The organism is Nocardia sputi (genome assembly GCF_023501985.1).
In genome coordinates this window covers 1-17,817 of the sequence record NZ_JAMFLC010000018.1, presented here as the reverse complement: position 1 = coordinate 17,817, position 17,817 = coordinate 1, and the positions used below count along the sequence as shown (strand labels likewise).

Below are 17,817 nucleotides of genomic sequence, written 5' to 3'. Positions count from 1 at the left end.
GGGTCCGGTAGTCGTCGGCCGTTCGAGGAGGGGGCATTGTCCGAGATTCTGGATTGGGCTCGTGAAGAGAACCTGCAGCCGGCGCCGATCACGTTGGAGATCTGGAAGAAGCTTCCCGAGAATTTCTGCCGTTTGGTCGAGGTGGTGAACGGGGAAGCCGTGCGCGCGGAGGCGCCTACGCGGCCGCATCAGAAGTCCGCTCGCCGGATAGCCGACTTCGTCGAGACCGCTGCCGAAGCTCACGTCAACCGATACCGTGATGGCTGCTTGGACGTCGATATGGATTTCGATGTGCTGCTGTGGGAGCTGCCGAGGGTGACGATTCGGCGGCCGGACATCGCACTGTTCGAGTGTGCCCCGCCCGAACTTCGGCCGTTGCCCGCTTCGCTGGTCAAGCTGGTGATCGAAGTTGTTTCCCCAGGCACCGAGCGTGTGGACACGGCCGACAAGCTCGCGGAGTATGCGCTGGCCGGGATCCCGTGGTACTGGATCGCCTGGGTGTCGAACAATCGCGTCGATTCGATCGAGGTCTACGTGCTCGACCATGTACTCGGTCAGTATCGACCGCATATGAAGCTGGAGCCGACCGATACACCGACTGTCATCGATGTACCGATCGAGATAAAAATCGATTGGGGCAGACTCGGAGTGCTGGCACGCTGATGGCCGCCCGGAGACATCCTCCGGACGGGCATCATCGACGGCTCAACTGCTGAGATCGGCCTCGACCGGTTTCACCGAGCCCGGTGCACCGGCGCGAGCGGACGCGCCGTGGCGGATGAACAGGGCCGAGGCGGCGACGCCGAGGAGCAGGATGGCCGCCGGGAGCAGGGTCGACTGGCTGAGCGCGGTGCTGAAGGAAACTTCGACGACCTCCGGGATCGGGCCCTGCCCCGCGCCGCCCTCGGCGACCGGGCCGCCGCCCAGCCCGTTCGCCGTCATACGGGCCGCCACCAGCGCGCCGATCGCCGCGCTGCCGAGCACCGAGCCCACCTGACGAGTGGTGTTGTAGACGCCGGCGCCGGCGCCGGCCTGCTGGACCGGCAGGTTGTGGGTGGCGATGGTCGCCAGCGGAGCCCAGATGCAGGCGTTGGCGAAGCCGGCCAGCCCTGCGGCCACCAAGAACCACGCCAGCGACGAGTCCGGTCGCATCAGCGCCGCGAACCAGAACACCGACAGCGCGAACAGACCGAAGCCGATGGTGGGCACGGTCCTCGGGTGCAGCCGGTCGGCGAACTTGCCGACCAGTGGGGCCGCGACGCCGGTCACGATCGCCATCGGCGCGAAGACCAGCGCGGACTCGGTCGGTGACATCTCTCGCACGGCCTGCAGGTAGAAGTAGGTCGGCACCATCAGGGAGGTCACCGCCGCGCCCATCGCGGCGATCGCGGCATTCGACAGCGCGAAGTTGCGGTCGCGGAACAGGCTCAGCGGCAACAGCGGCTCCCCCTTGTTCCTGGCCTGGTTGACCACGAATACCGCGAGCACGACCATGCCCGCGCCGATCAGCAACCAGATACGCAACGACCAGTCGTAGCTGTTGCCCTCCTGGATACCGAACACCAGCAGGAACATGCCGATGCCGCTGAGCAGCACGCCCGCGATGTCGAACTTGTGCTCATGGGTCGGCAGCGCGGGCACCAGCCAGACCGCCAACGCGAAGGCGACGATGCCGACCGGAACGTTGACGATGAAGATCCACTCCCAGCCGAGACCGTCCACCAGCACACCGCCGAGGATCGGGCCGACCAGTGTCGCCAGCCCCGCGACGCCGCCCCACAGACCCATGGCGGCGCCGCGCCGGTCCGGCGGGAAGGTCCTGGTGATCACGGCCATGGTCTGGGGTGTCATCAGCGCGGCGCCGATGCCCTGTGCCGCGCGCGCGGCGATCAGCATGCCGATGCTGCCGGACAATCCGCACCACAGCGACGCGGCGGTGAACACCGCCAAGCCGATCAGATAGATGTTCTTGGGCCCGAATCGGTCACCCAACCTCCCAGTGACCAGCAGCGGCACCGCGTAGGTGAGCAGGTAGGCGCTGGTCACCCAGATCACCTGCGAGATGTCGGCGTGCAGGCTCGTCATGATCGCGGGATTGGCGACGGCGACGATCGTCATGTCCAGCAGGATCATGAAGAAGCCGACGACGAGCGCCAGCAGCGCCGGCCACGGATTGCGTTGGGTGGACATGTAGTTCGTTCCTAACTCGGATTATTCGAAAAGCTCTGCACGGAGTTCGCCTCGGCGCCGCCCGGCACCGACCGCGATGCGGTGGATCCGGCCACCGACCCGGTGTCGCCGTCGTCGGAGCGGGCGCCGGTCGCCGGGGCGAAGTCCTCCCATTCGAGTGCGCCGCTGTCCAACTCGCCGGTGAACTGGACGACCCAGGCGAGTTCGGCGGCGAGCATCGCCCGCAGATAGGGCAGCGCGATCCAGTAGCGGCGGGGAACGGCGTGCTCTTCGGCCCACGCGCTCAGCATGTCGGTGTCGGCCAGTTCGATTTCCAATACGCCGATTCGTTCCCGCAGCAGCGCCATCGCCTCCGGCTTGGGCAGGTTGTGCAATTCACCCAGCGCCACCGGGAAGATCGGGTACTCCGGCACGGGTCGTCGCACGATCTCGGCGATCCGGTTACGCAGCGCGTCCTTGCCGCGCCCGGTGATCCGGTAGGTGGTGCGTTCGGGCCGGTTTCCGGCTCGATCGACGCCCTCGGCGCGGACCAGTTCCTGATCGGCCAGCCGGGACACGGTGTGATACAGCGAACCGGGCCGTACCTTGACCAGCTTGTCCTCCCGCCGCGCGATCAGCGTCTGGAACATCTCGTACGGATGCATGGGCCGCTCCTCGAGCAGCGCGAGCACGGCGATACCCAACGGCGTCACCGTCGAATGCTCCTGCCCTTGCCCCATCACCTGATCACCTCTCGGTCTCGACAAGCGCCGAGCCTGCTCGCTGCCCGGACATCAGCGGGCGACGCCGGCATGCTCCGTGCGAAATATTCCACGCGGAATATACGGTGCGGAACAACCGCCGGACAAGGCTGTGCGACCGGTGATAGTGCACACACAAACGACGAGAGGCCATCGAGGTGTGATCTCTCGATGGCCTCTCGATCCGCCCCGTCGCAAGGTCGACAACGTCGGCGACCCGTATCGGCGCCATTGCCGGTGCGGGAGCGGGGCGAGGATGTCACCGGGCCGTCTACGAACCCAGTGAGAACACTATGCCCAGCCTCAGGTCAGCGGCATTGTCGCATGCGACATCTATCGCTCGATTTCCGACAGCACTCGCCTCGGCGGCCGGTGTAAATACCCGGCCCCCATCGAGGGCGAGTCGGCCGGGTGACGAACATCTACAACGCGTGGTCATCCAACCAGGCGCGCGCGACGTCCCCCGGCGCGGCGCCCTCGTCCCGGACACGACGGATCATGGCTGCCAGTTCGTCCGTCGTCAGCTCGCCCGCCACATAGTTCAGCTTCTTGATCTGTCGCTGGTCCAGCAGACCTTTGCGGAACAGCGGCAGGACGTTCTCGGCCCGCACGGCATAACCATCGTCGGACAGCACGGTCAGACCGTCCGCCGCGCCGGGCGCCAGTTCGAGTGGACCGCTCAGCAAACCGGCCTGGACCTCACCGGCCAGCAGCGCTTTTCGCAGCGCAGCCGGGTCGGGGAACGCTACGGTGGCAGCGAAGTCGCATCCGGTGACGCGATCCTTGCCCGCAGACGGCAGCAGGCCCGGCGTGGCTGCCACACCGACGGTCAGCGCACCACAGTGTGGCGCGAGATCGCCCACCGAACGCACCTTGTCGTGCGCCGCCGCCTGCGCGGTGAGCAGCACCCGCGGCCGCAGATCGGCGCCGTCGGCGAGGTCGGAGACCACCAGCCCCTCGGGCAGTGCGGCGCTCACCGCGCTCGCCACCTCCTTCGGCAGGCGAACCGACGCGTGTTCGTCGAAGTGGGCCAGCAACGCCCCGGCGTGCTCACCGACCACCTGGACCCGGTCGGCGTCGAGCGCGGCGAGGTAGTCCGCCCGGCCGCCGAGACGGGGAGCGACCGCGGTGCGCGCGCCGGTACGCGCCAGCGCGCCCGCATAGATCTCGGCGAGCACCGAGGACTCCACCGAATCGCCCGCGCCGACGGTGATCGACGGCGCGGGCGATTCGTCGTTCCCGCAGGACACCACCAGCGCGACGGAAGCGACGACCAGCAAGCGAGCCAGAACCCGCTGTGACGGGGCCGACACCATCCGGCGCCACCACCTCTCCGACGAATCGACACGGCCGACACAAAGACCCGCAAGCGGGCAGTATGGACACCCAGAATGTACCGGCGGCCGTGCGGAGCCGAGATCGCGCACCGCCGTCATGTCGGAAGGACTGCCGTGAAATCCACCCGCACCGCCGCCGCCGCGCCCCGGCGCCCCGCTCTGCGCGTGACGCTGCGCGCCGCCCGAGTGTTCGCCGCCTCCTCGGCACTCGCCGTCGCGATGGTCCTCTCGGCCTGTGGCACTTCCGATCCGCTCGCCACCGGCGGCAGCTGTTCGGGGGACGGATTGATCGTCGGTTCGGCGAACTTCCCGGAGTCCGAGACCGTGGCCAACGTGTACGCGGAGGTATTGCGCGCCAATGGATTCACCGTCGACACCAAGCTCGACATCGGCAGCCGCGAAGCCTACATACCGGCATTGCGGAAGTGCGCCATTTCGGTGATCCCCGAGTACACCGGCAACTTGCTGCAGTACCTGGACAAGAACGCCACCGCGACCAGCGCGGCCGACGTGGACAGCGCGCTCGGCAAGGCGCTCGGTTCCGATCTCGCCATCGGTACACCCGCGCCCGGGCAGGATTCGGACGCCGTGGTGGTCACCCGCGCCACCGCCCAGCGCTGGAACCTGCGCACGATCGCGGATCTGGCCCCGCACTCGGCAGAGGTGAAGTTCGGCGCGCCCGCCGAATTCCAGGAGCGGGCAGGGGGACTGCCCGGGCTGAAGAAGAACTACGACCTCGCCATCGCCGCGAACAATTTCGTGCCGATCGCCGACGGCGGCGGTCCCGCCACGGTGCGCGCGCTGGTCGAGGGCCAGGTGACCGCGGCCAACATCTTCACCACCTCCCCCGCCATCGCGCAGAACGACCTCGTGGTGCTGGAAGACCCGAAGCACAACTTCCCCGCGCAGAACGTCGTTCCGCTGTTCAACGCGAGCAAGAAGTCGGACAAGCTGCTCGCGGCGCTGAACGCGGTATCGGCCCAGCTCACGACCGCCGAGCTGATCGAACTGAACGAGGCGGTCTCCGGCGCGGGCAAGACCGAGCCGAAGGCCGCCGCCGCGGCCTGGGTCGCCGCCAAAGGGCTGAACAAGCCGGTGGCCTAGGAGGAAATTCGTTGTCCGATATCGAGTTCTCCGGTATCAGCAAGATCTATCCGGACGGCACCCACGCCGTCACCGACCTCGATCTGCGCATCGAATCGGGATCGTTCACCGTGTTCGTCGGCCCCTCCGGCTGCGGGAAGACGACCTCGATGCGGATGATCAATCGCATGATCGTCCCGACCTCGGGAACGATCACCATCGCGGGACGAGACACTTCGACCGTCGACCCGGTCCGGCTGCGCCTCGGGATCGGCTACGTCATCCAGAGCGGCGGCCTGCTGCCACACCGGACGGTCGTGGACAATGTCGCGACCGTGCCTGTGCTGCGTGGGGACTCCCGCCGAGCGGCCCGCGCCGCGGCGCTCGAGGTACTCGACCGGGTAGGTCTGGACCGCTCGCTGGCCGGGCGATACCCGGCACAGCTGTCGGGCGGTCAGCAGCAGCGCGTCGGCGTGGCCCGCGCGCTTGCCGCGGACCCGCCGGTCCTGCTGATGGACGAACCGTTCAGTGCCGTCGACCCGGTGGTGCGGGCCGAATTGCAGGTCGAAATGCAAAGGCTGCAAGCCGAATTGCACAAGACCATCGTGTTCGTCACCCATGACATCGATGAGGCGATCACGCTCGGCGATCGCGTGGCGGTGTTCGGTCGCGGCGGTGTGCTGCAGCAAAACGATCCGCCGCAACGCCTGCTGGCGCAGCCTGCCACCGATTTCGTCGCCGACTTCGTCGGCCGTGACCGCGGTTACCGCGGGTTGTCCTTCCGAACCGCGAACGATGTTCCGTTGCATGAGATCCGGGCGGCCCTCGCCGACGAAGTGCGCGGGATGCGGCTGGACGCGGGCGAGTGGGTGCTGGTGGTGGACGCGCGGAACAAGCCGGTCGGGTGGATGGACGTCACCGGGGTCGAGGGGTTGCGCGCGGGTCGCGCGCTGGCCGACAGCATGTCGGCAGGCGGCTCACTGTTCACCCCGACCGGTGACCTGCGCCAGGCCCTGGACGCCGCGATCTCCTCCCCATCGGGGATCGGCGTAGCCGTGGACGACGAGGGCGCGGTCCGTGGCGGCGTGCTGGCCACCGAGGTGCTCGCGCAGCTGGCCGGGCAACGCGCGCGCGAAGACGCCGAACGCAACCGGCACTTCTTCGAAGAACAAGTGACGTGAGCGAGTGCGATGCGATATCTCGTCGAGAATTTCCCGGAGATCATGGGATTCACCGCGACCCATCTCTATCTCGCGCTGGCGCCGCTGCTCCTGGCTCTGGTGATCGCGATCCCGGTCGGCGCGCTGGTACGGCGGGTGTCGTGGCTGCGGCGGGTCACGGTGACCGCCGCGAGCCTGGCCTACACCGTTCCGTCGCTGGCGCTGTTCGTGATCATTCCTCCGCTGGTGGGAATCTCGGCCATCGATCCGCTGAACGTGATCATCGCGCTCACCATCTATTCGACGGCGCTGCTGGTGATCGCGGTCCCGGCCGCCTTGGACGCGGTGCCCGCCGCGGTGCTCGACGCCGCCGACGCGGTCGGCTACGGGCCGCTGCGGCGCACCCTCACCGTGGACATGCCGCTGGCCGTGCCGGTCTTCGTGTCCAGCCTGCGCGTGGTGGTGGTGACCAATATCGCGATGGTGTCGGTCGGCGCGCTGATCGGCGTCGGCGGACTTGGCAAGTTGTTCACCCAGGGCTACCAGCGTGACTACCCGGACGAGATCATCGCGGGCATCATCGTGACGCTCGCACTCGCGCTGGTCGCCGACCGCGCGGTGTACGCCGTGGGCCGCTGGTCGACGCCGTGGGTGCGCGCGGGTGCCGAGAGCGCGAAGGCGAAAGGCGCCGCATGAATCTTTTCCTCGACGCCTGGCACTACTTCACCGACGGCGCCAACTGGAGCGGTCCGTCCGGAATCGGGACCCGCATCGCCCAGCACCTGTGGTACAGCTTCCTGGTCATCGCCGTCTCGGCGGTGATCGCGGTCCCCCTCGGCCTGGTCATCGGGCACACCCGGCGCGGAGCGGCGGTGCTGGTCGGCTTCGCCAACGCCATGCGCGCGCTGCCGACCCTCGGTCTGCTGACGTTCCTGGTGCTGCTGCTGGGCCTCGGCCTGATCCCGCCACTGCTGGCCCTGGTCACGGTGGGCATTCCCCCACTGCTGGCGGGCGCGTACGCCGGAATCGCGAACGTGCCCGCCGATGTCGTGGACGCCTCACGCGCCATGGGCATGACCGAGCGACAGATCCTGTTCCGGGTGGAGGTGCCCAACGCGCTGCCCATCCTGCTCACCGGCCTGCGCGGTGCCACCCTCCAGGTGGTGGCCACCGCGACGATCGCCGCCTACGTCAACCTCGGCGGTCTGGGCCGGTACATCTTCGACGGCATCAGCCTCTACCGGTACGACCGGGTGCTGGTGGGTGCGCTGCTGGTTGCGATGCTGGCGATGGTGCTGGACGGCCTGCTGGCGTTCGCCGTGTGGGCCTGCGCACCGGGAACCGGTCGGTTGCGGCTCATCGAACCGAAAAGGCGCCCGCTCGAGGCAGAGCGGGCGCCTTTCAGCTGATCGTTGTGCGGTGACGTTACGCGACGCCCTCGGCACGGGCGGCGGCCGCGACCGCCTCGGCGACGGCCGGGGCGACCCGCGGGTCCAGCGGGCTGGGGACGATCTTGTCCGGACCGAGTTCGTCGGCGACGACGCTCAGGATGGCGTCGGCGGCGGCGATCTTCATGCCTTCGGTGATCCGCCGGGCGCCCGCGTCCAGCGCGCCCTTGAAGACGCCGGGGAACGCCAGCACGTTGTTGATCTGGTTCGGGAAGTCGCTGCGGCCGGTGGCGACGATCGCGGCGTACTTGCGCGCCACCTCGGGGTGGATCTCCGGGTCCGGGTTGGACATGGCGAACACGATCGACTCCGGCGCCATCGAGGCGATGAGCTCCTCGGCGATGAGACCGGCGGACAGGCCGAGGAACACATCGGCGCCCGCCAGCGCCTCGGCCGCGCCACCGGCGAGACCGCGCGGGTTGGTGCGGGTGGCCAGCTCGGCCTTCACCTCGTTGAGGTCGCCGCGCTCGGAGTTGACGATGCCCTTCGAATCGAGCACGGTGACATCCCGGACGCCCGCGGCGAGCAGGATGTTCGTGCACGCGACACCGGCGGCGCCCGCGCCGGACACCACGACCTTCAGCCCCTCGATGCCGCGGCCCTGCACCTTGGCGGCGCCGTTGAGGGCCGCGAGCACCACGATGGCGGTGCCGTGCTGGTCGTCGTGCATCACCGGGCAGTCGAGCGCCTCGATGACGCGCTTCTCGATCTCGAAGCAGCGCGGCGCGGAGATGTCCTCCAGATTCACCGCGCCGAAACTCGGGCGCAGGCGGATCAGCGTCTCGACGATCTCATCGACGTCCTTGGTGTCCAACACGATCGGGATCGAATCCAGCCCGGCGAACTTCTTGAACAGCGCCGCCTTGCCCTCCATCACCGGCAGCGAGGCGCGCGGGCCGATGTCACCGAGGCCGAGCACGGCGGTGCCGTCACTGACCACGACCACGAGCCGATCGGTCCAGGTGTAGCGCTTGGCCAGCGCCTCGTCCTCCGCGATCGCGCGGCTGACCTGTGCGACCCCCGGGGTGTAGGCGATCGAGAGGTCGCGCTGGGTCTCCAAGGGCGCACTGAGTTCGACCGAGAGCTTGCCGCCGAGATGTCCCGCGAAGATTTCGTCGTTTGTGATTTCGGACAGGCTTGCGGTGGAATTCGGTGCGTCAGTCACAGGTGACACGATTTCACTCCTGCTCGGGTCGGGCTAAACCGGGGGACGGTTACCACCGGGTAATGGGTATAAGTCGTTTCACTACGCTCATCGAGTGCGCTGACCGGTGTGTTTCGAGGCGGCTGCGAGCGAGCGAACACGGCTTGCCGATATCTCGACGGCGGGGCGCGGCACTGATCCGCGGAGCAGAACCGGACGGGTGGGCCCGGATAGAACAAGCGGTGTGATCTCGTGGGTCGCGACGGTACGTCGGCGAGTTGGAGACCTCCGTGATTCCCTCACCCGGCGGTGGCGGAGGTAAGGAATCCGACACATTCTGCCAGCCCGGTGGGCGAGTTGCCAAACCGGTTACCCGCTGGGCCGTGTCGCGCTCCATCATCCAACGTTAGGGGGCCGGAATTACCTTCACGTAAGGGGAAACTCGCCGCTCACGGGCGCCAAACGGTGAGCAGTCGCACGGCCTGTGACATCGAGGGTGTGAGACCTGGTCGCGGCTACGCTGCGTAGGCCCGTCCTCACGCGACGATATCGCGGGACTGCTCCGGCGTCGTCCACGGTACATCCGGGCGCACCCACACGTTGCGCACGCCGCCCGATACCAGTCGCACCCGCCAGCGGTCGGTCGGGCCGGGATGATCGGTCCTGCGGTGCATGCCGCGGCTCTCCGTGCGCATCAACGCGCTGTATTTCGTCCATCGCGCCACCGCGAGCAGGGCGGCGGCCTGCCGGGCATACAGCAGGTCGGCACCGCTGCCGCCGAGGTCGAATTCCGCGCCGGGCCACATCCCGTCGAGTTCGCCGATGCTGTCGCGCAGGCTGCCCGCGCTGCGCCAATAGCTGCGTCGCAGCGGCAGGGTGTGCTCCTGCACGAGACCGATCACCGCCCGCGGATCGATCCGGGCCACGGCGTCGAGCCCGGCTCCCGGCACCTCGCGGGCCGGGGCGCGCTGATCTGCGGCGCGGGCGAACTTCGCGGCGCTCGTACCGGCCCAGACGCCGGAGGCGATCGCCCACGCCGCGCCCAGCCCGCCGTAGGCGCTGACCGCGCCGGTGACCGACTCGCGGCTGGCGACGTCCCCCGCGGCGAACAGGCCCGCGACGGTCGTCGCGCACTCCGGTCCGGTGACGCGCAGTCCCCCGGTGCCGCGCACGGTGCCGTCCAGCACCGCACGCAGCGGCACCCGCTCGGCGCGGTCGGCGAGTCCGTGACGCGCCAGCCGGGATCGAACGGCGGTCGGCACGTCGTCCAGTGCGGCGAATACCCGGCGACCTTCGGCGACGGCCGCGAGCGCCGCCGAGCGATGTCCCGGCAGCTCGGCGCCGGATTCGTCGTAGAGAGTGGCGAAGCGCAGCGCGAGACTCCGCAGTGCGGTCGCCTCGGGCTTCCCCGGCGCGATCAAGCTGTAGGCACAAGAGAACTCCATCCCCGACAGTTCGGCGCCCGCTTCCGCGGCGAACAACAGACCGTCGCCGGTGTCCACGTCGGTGCCGGCGCCGCCGGACAGGAACGCGCAGCCCCCGGTGGCGACCACGACCGCGCCGGCACGCACGGTCCAGCGCCGGAACCCGTCCTGACTGCTCAGCCCGGCGGCGCCCGCCACCACACCGTCGCGGTCGACGAGCAACCGCAAGGCGGGATGGTGATCGAGCACACGCACCCCTGCTTCGCGCACCCTGCGGCGCATGCGACGCAGGTGAGCGGGGCCGTCCAGACAGATTCGCCGCGCCGCCGGGAGCTTGGGATCACCGGCGATCCGATAACCCCACCGCGCCCATTGCTCGACGCGCTGGTGGGTCTCCTCGAGCACGCGGTGCATCATGTCCGGGTCGCCCAGCCCGCCGCCGTGCGCGTGCCCGCGCCGCACCGCCTCCTCCCGGGCGGGGCCGGGCGGGATGTGCCACAACGAGATCGTGTTGTACGCGGTCGGTCCGCTCGACCCGCATCGCGCCTTGTCGACCAGCACGACGGTGGCACCCGTCGAAGCGGCCGAGACGGCCGCCTGGATACCGGCGGGACCACCGCCGATAACCAGTACGTCCGTCTCGATTTCAGTCACAAAGAAAAATGTTCGGCCACAATTCATCCGTCCGCAACCAAAGCGGGATTGTCAGCTCCACCATTGCGTCCACAGCAAAAGTCCAGCAGCCAGAAAAACAACCATGGATCCGATAAAAGCGGCCGAACCCCGATGTCGATCCGAATAGATCTGCGCCGCGAGGGCGACCACCGCGGCGGCCACATGCCAGGCGACCGATTCGCCGCCCGGGCCCGGGAACCCGCGCCGGTCCGCGACGACGGCGGCGCCGACCACCACCAGCGTGCCCACCACTGTGCCCCCGGCGACGATGCCGCTGAGTCCGCGCACCAGTCTCACGAGGCGATCACCGGCACGCCCGATGCCTTGCCGACCAGCTTCTCGAACTGCGCCTGCTCGGTGGTGAACTCACCGAGCCGGATGGTCTTGTTCGCGCCGTGGTAGTCCGACGAACCGGTGGTGAGCAGGCCGAGTTCGGCGGCGAGATCGGTGAGCAGCTCGCGGTCGGCCGCGGAGTGGTCCGGATGCGCGATCTCCAGGCCGCCGAGTCCGAGCGCGGCCAGCTCGCGAATGTCGTCGAGCGCCAGCAGCCTGCCCCGCTTGCGCGCCCTGGTGTGCGCCAGAACGCTGACCCCGCCCGCGCCGGCGATCATCCGCACCGCACGACGCAACGGTGTGTCGGCCTTCTCGGCGTAGTAGCGGCCGTGCGGAGCGAGCAATTCGTCGAACGCCGCGTCCACGCTCGGCACCACACCGGCGGCGACCAGCGCACGGGCCAGATGCGGGCGGCCCGCGGAGGGTCCGGCCGAGGCCAGCACGGCATCAGGATCGATCGGCAGTCCGTCGGCCGCCATGCGCTCGGCCATGGCGCGCAGCCGCTCCACTCGTTCGGCGCGCAGCCGCTCGCGTTCCTCGGCGAAGCCGCGGTGGGTCGGATCGAACAGGTAGGCCAGCAAATGCACGGGCACCGGCCAGCCGTCCTCGCCCAGGCCGACACAGGACATCTCCATACCGCGGACCAGCGTCATCCCCTTCGGGAGCGCCTCGACCGCTTCCGCCCATCCGGCCGTGGTGTCGTGATCGGTGATCGCGACGACGTCCAGGCCCGCGGCGGCCGCGTTCCGCACGAGTTCGGCCGGAGTGTCGGTGCCGTCGGACGCGGTCGAATGGGTATGCAGGTCGATGCGCACGCCTTCAAGTCTTACAGTGCGGCGAGGTACTCCCGCACGCGCAGGCGATGATCCCGCATCCTGCTGCGACGTAGCATCGTCAGCGTGCCGTCCTTTTCGCTTCGCGGGTCCGGCCGGACGCCATCGCGGCCGGAGCAGCGGTTCATCCCGGTTCCGACGGCGCAGGCGATCGTCGACTGCGCGGTGTACGTGGACGGCGAGTGCCTGCCGGGGAGGTTCACCCACAAGGCGGCCCTCGCCAGGGCCCGGGAGGAGAACGGATTCGTCTGGATCGGGCTGCACGACCCGGACCGCACGCAGATGGCCGATATCGCCGACGCGCTCGGGTTGCACCAACTGGCCACCGAACACGCCTTGGAGCAGCACCAGCGGCCGAAACTGGAACGTTACGACGATTCGCTGCTGCTGGTGCTGCGCACGGTCAGCTATGTCGAGCACGAACGGGACAGCGTCAGCGAGATCGTGGAGACCGGCGAGATCATCGTGTTCACCGGGCCCGAGTTCGTGGTCGCAGTCCGGCACGGTGAGCACTCCGGGCTCGCCGAGGTGCGCAAGGCGTTGGAGGCCAGCCCGGCGCAACTAGGGCTCGGCCCCAGTGCGGTGCTGCACGCGATCGCCGACCGGGTGGTGGACTCCTACATCGAGGTGGCCCAGTCGGTCGGGGACGACATCGACGAGATGGAAGAGGAGATCTTCACCCCGCGCGGCAGTGTCACCGTGGAATCCATCTACCAGCTCAAGCGCGAGGTCGTGGAGTTGCGGCGCGCGGTGAATCCGCTCGCCGTGCCGCTGGAACAGCTCGGTCACAAACTCGATCTGCCGGTGCCCGAGGAGGTCCGGCGCTATCTACGGGACGTCGCCGAGCAGCATGCCGCCGTGGCGGAACGGATCAACGACTTCGACGAGGCGCTGAGCGCGCTGATCAGCGCCGCTCTGGCCCGGATCAGCGTGCAACAGAACACCGACATGCGCAGGATCTCGGCGTGGGTCGCGATCGCGGCGGTGCCGACGATGATCGCGGGCATCTACGGGATGAACTTCGACCACATGCCCGAATTGCATCAGGTGTGGGGTTATCCCGCGGTGTGGCTGATCATCCTCGCCATTTGCACGGGCTTGTTCTTCACCTTCCGCCGCAACAAGTGGCTGTAGCCGGGCGACGGATCACAGGCTGGCGGCGCCGCGTCTCGGGTCGCGCACGTCGATTCCCGCCTCCTGCCAGGCCTCCCGCAACGCCTGCGCGCCGCGGACCCGTACCCATGCCGCCTCCGTCGCGGTCACCGGCGTCACCGCGAAATACCGCACCGGCTCGGCCGGTTCGGGCAGCGCCACGGCCGGGATGTCGCTGTCGCCGAGCAGAACCGCGGTGAACGGCGCGTCGCGCCACATCGGCTCGCCCAGGTCCATCAACGCGTCCGCTTGCAGCACAACACCTTCCACGACCGGCGCGGCGGCGAGCACGCCGAGCGACTTGGCCAGGCCAGAATTGGCGCCGACGCCCGACCGCAGCGTCAGGATCAGTTCCGCGCGCGGGCCGCGCACCGGATCGGCGTGCACGGCGGTGGGATCGCCCATCGGATGCCTACTGCCGCCCAGTGTCACGTAATGCACCAGGTCGCCGTCGACGATGCGCAAGATCTCGATCGGCTCCAAGCCCAGGAAAGTGACCGACGCGGCGTCGACACTCGCGGCGTCCACGCCGAAATGGCCCAGCACCTCGGTGCGGACCTTCTCCAGCACTTCCATTGCGTCAGATCGCCAGCCGCGCGAGCATATCCCGCGCCTGTTCGGCCGACTTCGGATCGCACAGCACGTCGTAGCGGCCGGCCACCAACTGCATGGTGGACGCGAAATCGCGCTGACCCTTGGTCGCCGCGTACGGGATCGAGGTCGAGATGACGCCGAAGATGATGCCGCCGACCAGGCCAACGAGCAGTGGGCCGAACGCGCCGCTGGTGGTGAACAGGCTCAGCAGCAGACCCAGGAACAGGCCGAGCCAGGCGCCCGACACCACGCCGCCGCCGATCACCTTGCCCCAGGTCAGCCGATACAGCACCCGCTCGACCTGCATCAAGTCGACGCCGACGATGGTCACGTCCTGCACCGGGAACTGGTTGTCGGCCAGATAGTCGACCGCCTTCTGCGCCTCGCCATAGGTCGGGTAGGAGCCGACCGGCCAGCCCGAAGGGGGCGTCGGGAGGCCCTGCCGCGCACGGCTCGAGTTCCCCAAGGGATTCGTCATGGTTCCATTCTGCTATTCCGACGCAACCCGCGGTGGTGTGAAACGCGTGGTGCGCGTCATTCCGGCGGCTCGACCCTTCTCCGCGATCACCTGGGCCATCTTGGCACTGGCCTCATCGATCATCTCGTCGCCGAGCATCACCGCGCCGCGCGCGCCACCCGCCGCGGAGGTGTGGAAGGCGTAGGCGTCCAGGATCTCCTCGGCCCGGTCGTAGTCCGATTGGCGCGGGCTGAAGATCTCGTTCGCCGCCTCGATCTGCCCGGGGTGCAGCACCCACTTGCCGTCGAACCCGAGCGCGGCCGTGCGCGCGGCGGCCCGCCGGAAGCCTTCCACGTCCCGGATCTGGAGGTACGGGCCGTCGATCGCCTGCAGGCCGTGGGCACGGGCGGCGAGCAGGATGGTCATCAGGATGTGGTGATAGGCGTCGCCGGTGTCGTAGCCCTCCGGTTGCTCGCCGACCACGAGGGTGCGCATGTTGATGCTGGCCATGAAGTCGGCCGGGCCGAAGACCAGGGTCTGCACCCGGGAGGCGGCGGTGGCGATCGCGTCGATGTTGCGCAGCCCCAGCGCGTTCTCGATCTGCGGCTCGATACCGATCCGGCCGACCTCCAGGCCGCAGGCCTTCTCCAGCTGGGTCAGCAGCAGGTCCAGCGCGCGCACCTGGCCCGCGTCGGTCACCTTGGGCAGCAGGATCGCGTCCAGCGCCGCGCCCGCGCCCTCGACCACGGAAATGACGTCGGCGTAAGTCCATTCGGTGGTCCAGTCGTTCACCCGGACCACGCGCAGCTGCGCTCCCCACCCGGAGTCGTTGAGCGCCGCGACGATGTTCGCCCGCGCCTGCGCCTTCGCGACCGGCGCGACCGCGTCCTCCAGATCGAGAAACACCTCGTCGACGGGCAACGTCTTGGCCTTCTCGATCATCTTCGGGTTGCTGCCCGGACAGGCGAGCACCGAACGGCGCAGCTTCATGATCACTCCCGTCGATCGTGGCGGGGTGCGAACACCCGCCCGCGAACCTCTAGCCTGGCAGCATGGCAGCTACCAGGGTGTACGTCGCCAGGCTGGCCGGGTTGGCGGTGCTGGGACCGGACGGCGAGTCTATCGGCCGGATACGTGACGTCGTCGTGGCCGTCCGCTCCGATCGCCGGCAGCCCCGCGTGCACGGCCTGGTCGTCGAATTGCTCACCCGGCGGCGTATTTTCGTGCCGATCCTGCGGGTCACGGCGATCGAACCCGGGGTGGTCACGCTGAACACCGGGACGGTCAGCCTGCGACGTTTCACCCAGCGACCGGGCGAGATGCTCGCTCTGGCGCAGATCGTCGACTCGATGGTGCGGGTCGAGGACCCCGACCTGCCGGATCTGGCGGGCGTGGACGTCCATGTGACCGATCTGGGCATCGAACAGACCCGGTCCCGGGATTGGCTGGTCACCCGGGTCGCGGTGCGCGGGCACCGCAGGCTCGGCCGCAGGCGCACGGTGCACGTCGTGGACTGGACCGTCGTGTCCGGCCTGACGCCCAACGAGATCGACCGGCCGGGGCAGGACGTCACCCAGCTGCTGGAACAGTTCGAGGGCATGCGCGCGGCCGACGTGGCGCAACAACTGCGCGAGCTGCCGGAGAAGCGGCGGATCGAGGTGGCCGTCGCGCTGGACGACGAGCGCCTGGCCGACGTGGTGCAGGAACTCCCCGACGACGAGCAGGTCGAACTGCTCAGCCACTTGGAGGTGCGCAGGGCCGCCGACGTGTTGGAGGCGATGGACCCCGACGACGCCGCCGACCTGCTGGGCGAGTTGCCCGAGGGCGAGGCCGAATCGCTGCTCGCCTTGATGGACCCGCAGGAGTCCGAACCGGTGCGCAGGTTGCTCGAGCACTCTCCTTACAGTGCGGGCGGCCTGATGACCCCGAAGCCGGTGATCTTGACACCGTCCACCACGGTGGCCGAGGCGCTGGCGCGGGTGCGCAACCCGGACCTGACCCCCGCGCTGGCCTCCATGGTGTTCGTGGTCCGTCCGCCCACCGCGACGCCCACCGGGCGCTATCTGGGTTCGGTGCACATCCAGCAATTACTGCGCGAACCACCGGCCCACCTGGTGGGCGGCATCCTCGACACCGACCTGTCGCCGCTGCGCCCCGGACTTCCGCTGGCCGCGGTGACCCGGTACTTCGCGACCTACAACCTGGTCTGCGGACCGGTGGTGGACGAGGAGAACCACCTGCTCGGCGCGGTCAGCGTCGACGACGTCCTCGACCACCTGCTGCCCGAGGACTGGCGCGACCAGGCAGAGACCGACGAGAGGGGCTCGGCATGACCACGCGGGACCCCGCGCACGCCCCCGGACGGCACAGTGTGAGCGGCCGGGCCCACAGGAGCGCTCGCGCCCGGAAGGACGGAGCATGACCGAGAACGACCCGGGCGGGCGGCTCGGTCCCAGCAGGGCGCGCCAGCGTCTGGAGACGCCGGTGGAAGGCCGGTTCCGGTTCGAGTGGGACGCCGAGGCATTGGCCCGCAGCAGCGAGCGGGTGGCGCGATTCCTGGGCACCGGGCGGTACCTGGCGGTCCAGACGATCCTGGTGCTGGTCTGGATCCTGTTGAACGTCTTCGTGGTCGCGCTGCGCTGGGACCCGTACCCGTTCATCCTGCTGAATCTGGCCTTTTCCACCCAGGCCGCCTACGCGGCGCCACTGATCCTGCTCGCGCAGAACCGGCAGGACAACCGGGACCGGGTCGCCCTGGAGGAGGACCGGATGCGGGCCGCTCAAACCAAGGCGGACACCGAGTTTCTGGCCCGCGAACTGGCGGCATTACGCATCGCGGTCGGCGAAGTGGCCACCCGCGATTACCTGCGCCGGGAATTGGAAGAGCTGAAAGGGATTCTGGACCGGATCGAGTCCGCCGAATCCCCGGCTCACGAGATCGAAAGCTCCGGAAAGGGCGGCCGCAAAAAAAGCTCCGGCAGAAAGCCCGCTACAGCACCTATTCCCCCTTCGGTAACCAGTGATCAACCGGAAATACCGAACAACGACCTGACTGGTGGGTAACCTGGACAACGTTGTCCAGAGCGGCCCGGACAGGGGATGTCCCGGACGGCCGCTCCCACGACGTCGAGGGATTGGGTGTGGCCGAATGCGTGTATCTGCTCCGATAACGGTGTCGGCTTTGGTTGTTGCTGGTGTGGTGGTGAGTGGTTCGGGGGTGCAGTCGCCGGTGGGGGTGTCGGCGCCG

At 68.7% G+C, this 17,817-nt stretch carries 18 protein-coding genes; 8 read left to right on the top strand and 10 right to left on the bottom strand.

From position 1 onward, the window contains the following. The first annotated feature begins 36 nt into the window (after positions 1-36). A complete protein-coding gene (locus tag M8859_RS22985) occupies positions 37-663 on the top strand; it encodes a Uma2 family endonuclease (protein ID WP_195069539.1) in 627 nt (208 codons plus the stop codon). Between the two features lie 42 nt (positions 664-705). On the opposite strand, the gene M8859_RS22980 is transcribed toward M8859_RS22985, so the two are convergent. From M8859_RS22980 to M8859_RS22970, 3 genes are all read right to left on the bottom strand, one after another. Next, a complete protein-coding gene (locus tag M8859_RS22980; RefSeq protein ID WP_195069540.1) occupies positions 706-2,190 on the bottom strand; it encodes a DHA2 family efflux MFS transporter permease subunit in 1,485 nt (494 codons plus the stop codon). 11 nt (positions 2,191-2,201) lie between these two features. After that, complete coding sequence (locus M8859_RS22975; protein ID WP_195069584.1) at positions 2,202-2,909, bottom strand: PadR family transcriptional regulator; 708 nt, start codon at positions 2,907-2,909, stop codon at positions 2,202-2,204. Between the two features lie 443 nt (positions 2,910-3,352). Then, a complete protein-coding gene (locus tag M8859_RS22970) occupies positions 3,353-4,246 on the bottom strand; it encodes a glycine betaine ABC transporter substrate-binding protein (RefSeq protein WP_195069541.1) in 894 nt (297 codons plus the stop codon). A gap of 240 nt (positions 4,247-4,486) precedes the next feature. Between M8859_RS22970 and M8859_RS22965 the strand changes: the two genes are divergently transcribed. Genes M8859_RS22965 through M8859_RS22950 form a run of 4 tightly spaced genes read left to right on the top strand, consistent with a single transcriptional unit; the run spans position 4,487 to position 7,919 of the window. Then, on the top strand, positions 4,487-5,371 hold the full coding sequence (locus M8859_RS22965) for an ABC transporter substrate-binding protein (RefSeq protein ID WP_249644843.1): 885 nt from the start codon (positions 4,487-4,489) through the stop codon (positions 5,369-5,371). Positions 5,372-5,382: 11 nt separating this feature from the next. Further along, positions 5,383-6,531, top strand: coding sequence for an ABC transporter ATP-binding protein (locus tag M8859_RS22960; RefSeq protein ID WP_249644804.1), 1,149 nt, complete (start codon positions 5,383-5,385; stop codon positions 6,529-6,531). A 9-nt stretch (positions 6,532-6,540) separates the two neighbouring features. Then, positions 6,541-7,206, top strand: a complete 666-nt coding sequence (locus tag M8859_RS22955; RefSeq protein ID WP_159920424.1) for an ABC transporter permease — start codon at positions 6,541-6,543, stop codon at positions 7,204-7,206. Next, a complete protein-coding gene (locus tag M8859_RS22950) occupies positions 7,203-7,919 on the top strand; it encodes an ABC transporter permease (RefSeq protein WP_159920422.1) in 717 nt (238 codons plus the stop codon). Before M8859_RS22955 ends, M8859_RS22950 begins: the two co-directional genes overlap by 4 nt. Before the next feature lie 16 nt (positions 7,920-7,935). Here the strand turns inward: M8859_RS22950 and M8859_RS22945 are convergent, their stop codons facing one another. From M8859_RS22945 to M8859_RS22930, 4 genes are all read right to left on the bottom strand, one after another. Continuing rightward, complete coding sequence (locus M8859_RS22945) at positions 7,936-9,132, bottom strand: NAD(P)-dependent malic enzyme (protein ID WP_159920420.1); 1,197 nt, start codon at positions 9,130-9,132, stop codon at positions 7,936-7,938. Positions 9,133-9,638: 506 nt separating this feature from the next. After that, positions 9,639-11,180 (bottom strand): FAD-binding protein, encoded by a 1,542-nt coding sequence (locus tag M8859_RS22940; protein ID WP_249644803.1) that lies wholly within the window; start codon positions 11,178-11,180, stop codon positions 9,639-9,641. Between the two features lie 51 nt (positions 11,181-11,231). Beyond that, positions 11,232-11,498, bottom strand: a complete 267-nt coding sequence (locus M8859_RS22935) for a hypothetical protein (protein ID WP_159920416.1) — start codon at positions 11,496-11,498, stop codon at positions 11,232-11,234. Then, on the bottom strand, positions 11,495-12,349 hold the full coding sequence (locus tag M8859_RS22930; RefSeq protein ID WP_159920414.1) for a PHP domain-containing protein: 855 nt from the start codon (positions 12,347-12,349) through the stop codon (positions 11,495-11,497). The genes M8859_RS22935 and M8859_RS22930 overlap by 4 nt, the downstream gene beginning before the upstream one ends. An 84-nt stretch (positions 12,350-12,433) precedes the next feature. On the opposite strand from M8859_RS22930, the gene M8859_RS22925 reads away from it, so the two are divergent. After that, the gene (locus M8859_RS22925) at positions 12,434-13,501 is read left to right on the top strand and encodes a magnesium and cobalt transport protein CorA (protein ID WP_249644802.1); all 1,068 of its coding nucleotides are present in this window, start codon (positions 12,434-12,436) and stop codon (positions 13,499-13,501) included. A 12-nt stretch (positions 13,502-13,513) separates the two neighbouring features. On the opposite strand, the gene M8859_RS22920 is transcribed toward M8859_RS22925, so the two are convergent. From M8859_RS22920 to M8859_RS22910, 3 genes are read right to left on the bottom strand one after another with little or no spacing between them, the layout of a single operon-like run. Further along, positions 13,514-14,095, bottom strand: coding sequence for a suppressor of fused domain protein (locus M8859_RS22920; RefSeq protein WP_195069546.1), 582 nt, complete (start codon positions 14,093-14,095; stop codon positions 13,514-13,516). A gap of 4 nt (positions 14,096-14,099) precedes the next feature. Further along, positions 14,100-14,591: a YflT domain-containing protein gene (locus tag M8859_RS22915; RefSeq protein WP_159920410.1), complete on the bottom strand. Its 492-nt coding sequence runs from the start codon at positions 14,589-14,591 to the stop codon at positions 14,100-14,102. A 12-nt stretch (positions 14,592-14,603) separates the two neighbouring features. Then, positions 14,604-15,560, bottom strand: coding sequence for an HpcH/HpaI aldolase/citrate lyase family protein (locus M8859_RS22910; protein WP_159920408.1), 957 nt, complete (start codon positions 15,558-15,560; stop codon positions 14,604-14,606). A 62-nt stretch (positions 15,561-15,622) separates the two neighbouring features. On the opposite strand from M8859_RS22910, the gene M8859_RS22905 reads away from it, so the two are divergent. Together M8859_RS22905 and M8859_RS22900 are read left to right on the top strand one after the other, a co-directional pair. Continuing rightward, positions 15,623-16,903 (top strand): magnesium transporter MgtE N-terminal domain-containing protein, encoded by a 1,281-nt coding sequence (locus tag M8859_RS22905; protein ID WP_159920406.1) that lies wholly within the window; start codon positions 15,623-15,625, stop codon positions 16,901-16,903. An 85-nt stretch (positions 16,904-16,988) separates the two neighbouring features. After that, complete coding sequence (locus M8859_RS22900; protein WP_159920404.1) at positions 16,989-17,633, top strand: DUF1003 domain-containing protein; 645 nt, start codon at positions 16,989-16,991, stop codon at positions 17,631-17,633. Positions 17,634-17,817 lie beyond the last annotated feature (184 nt).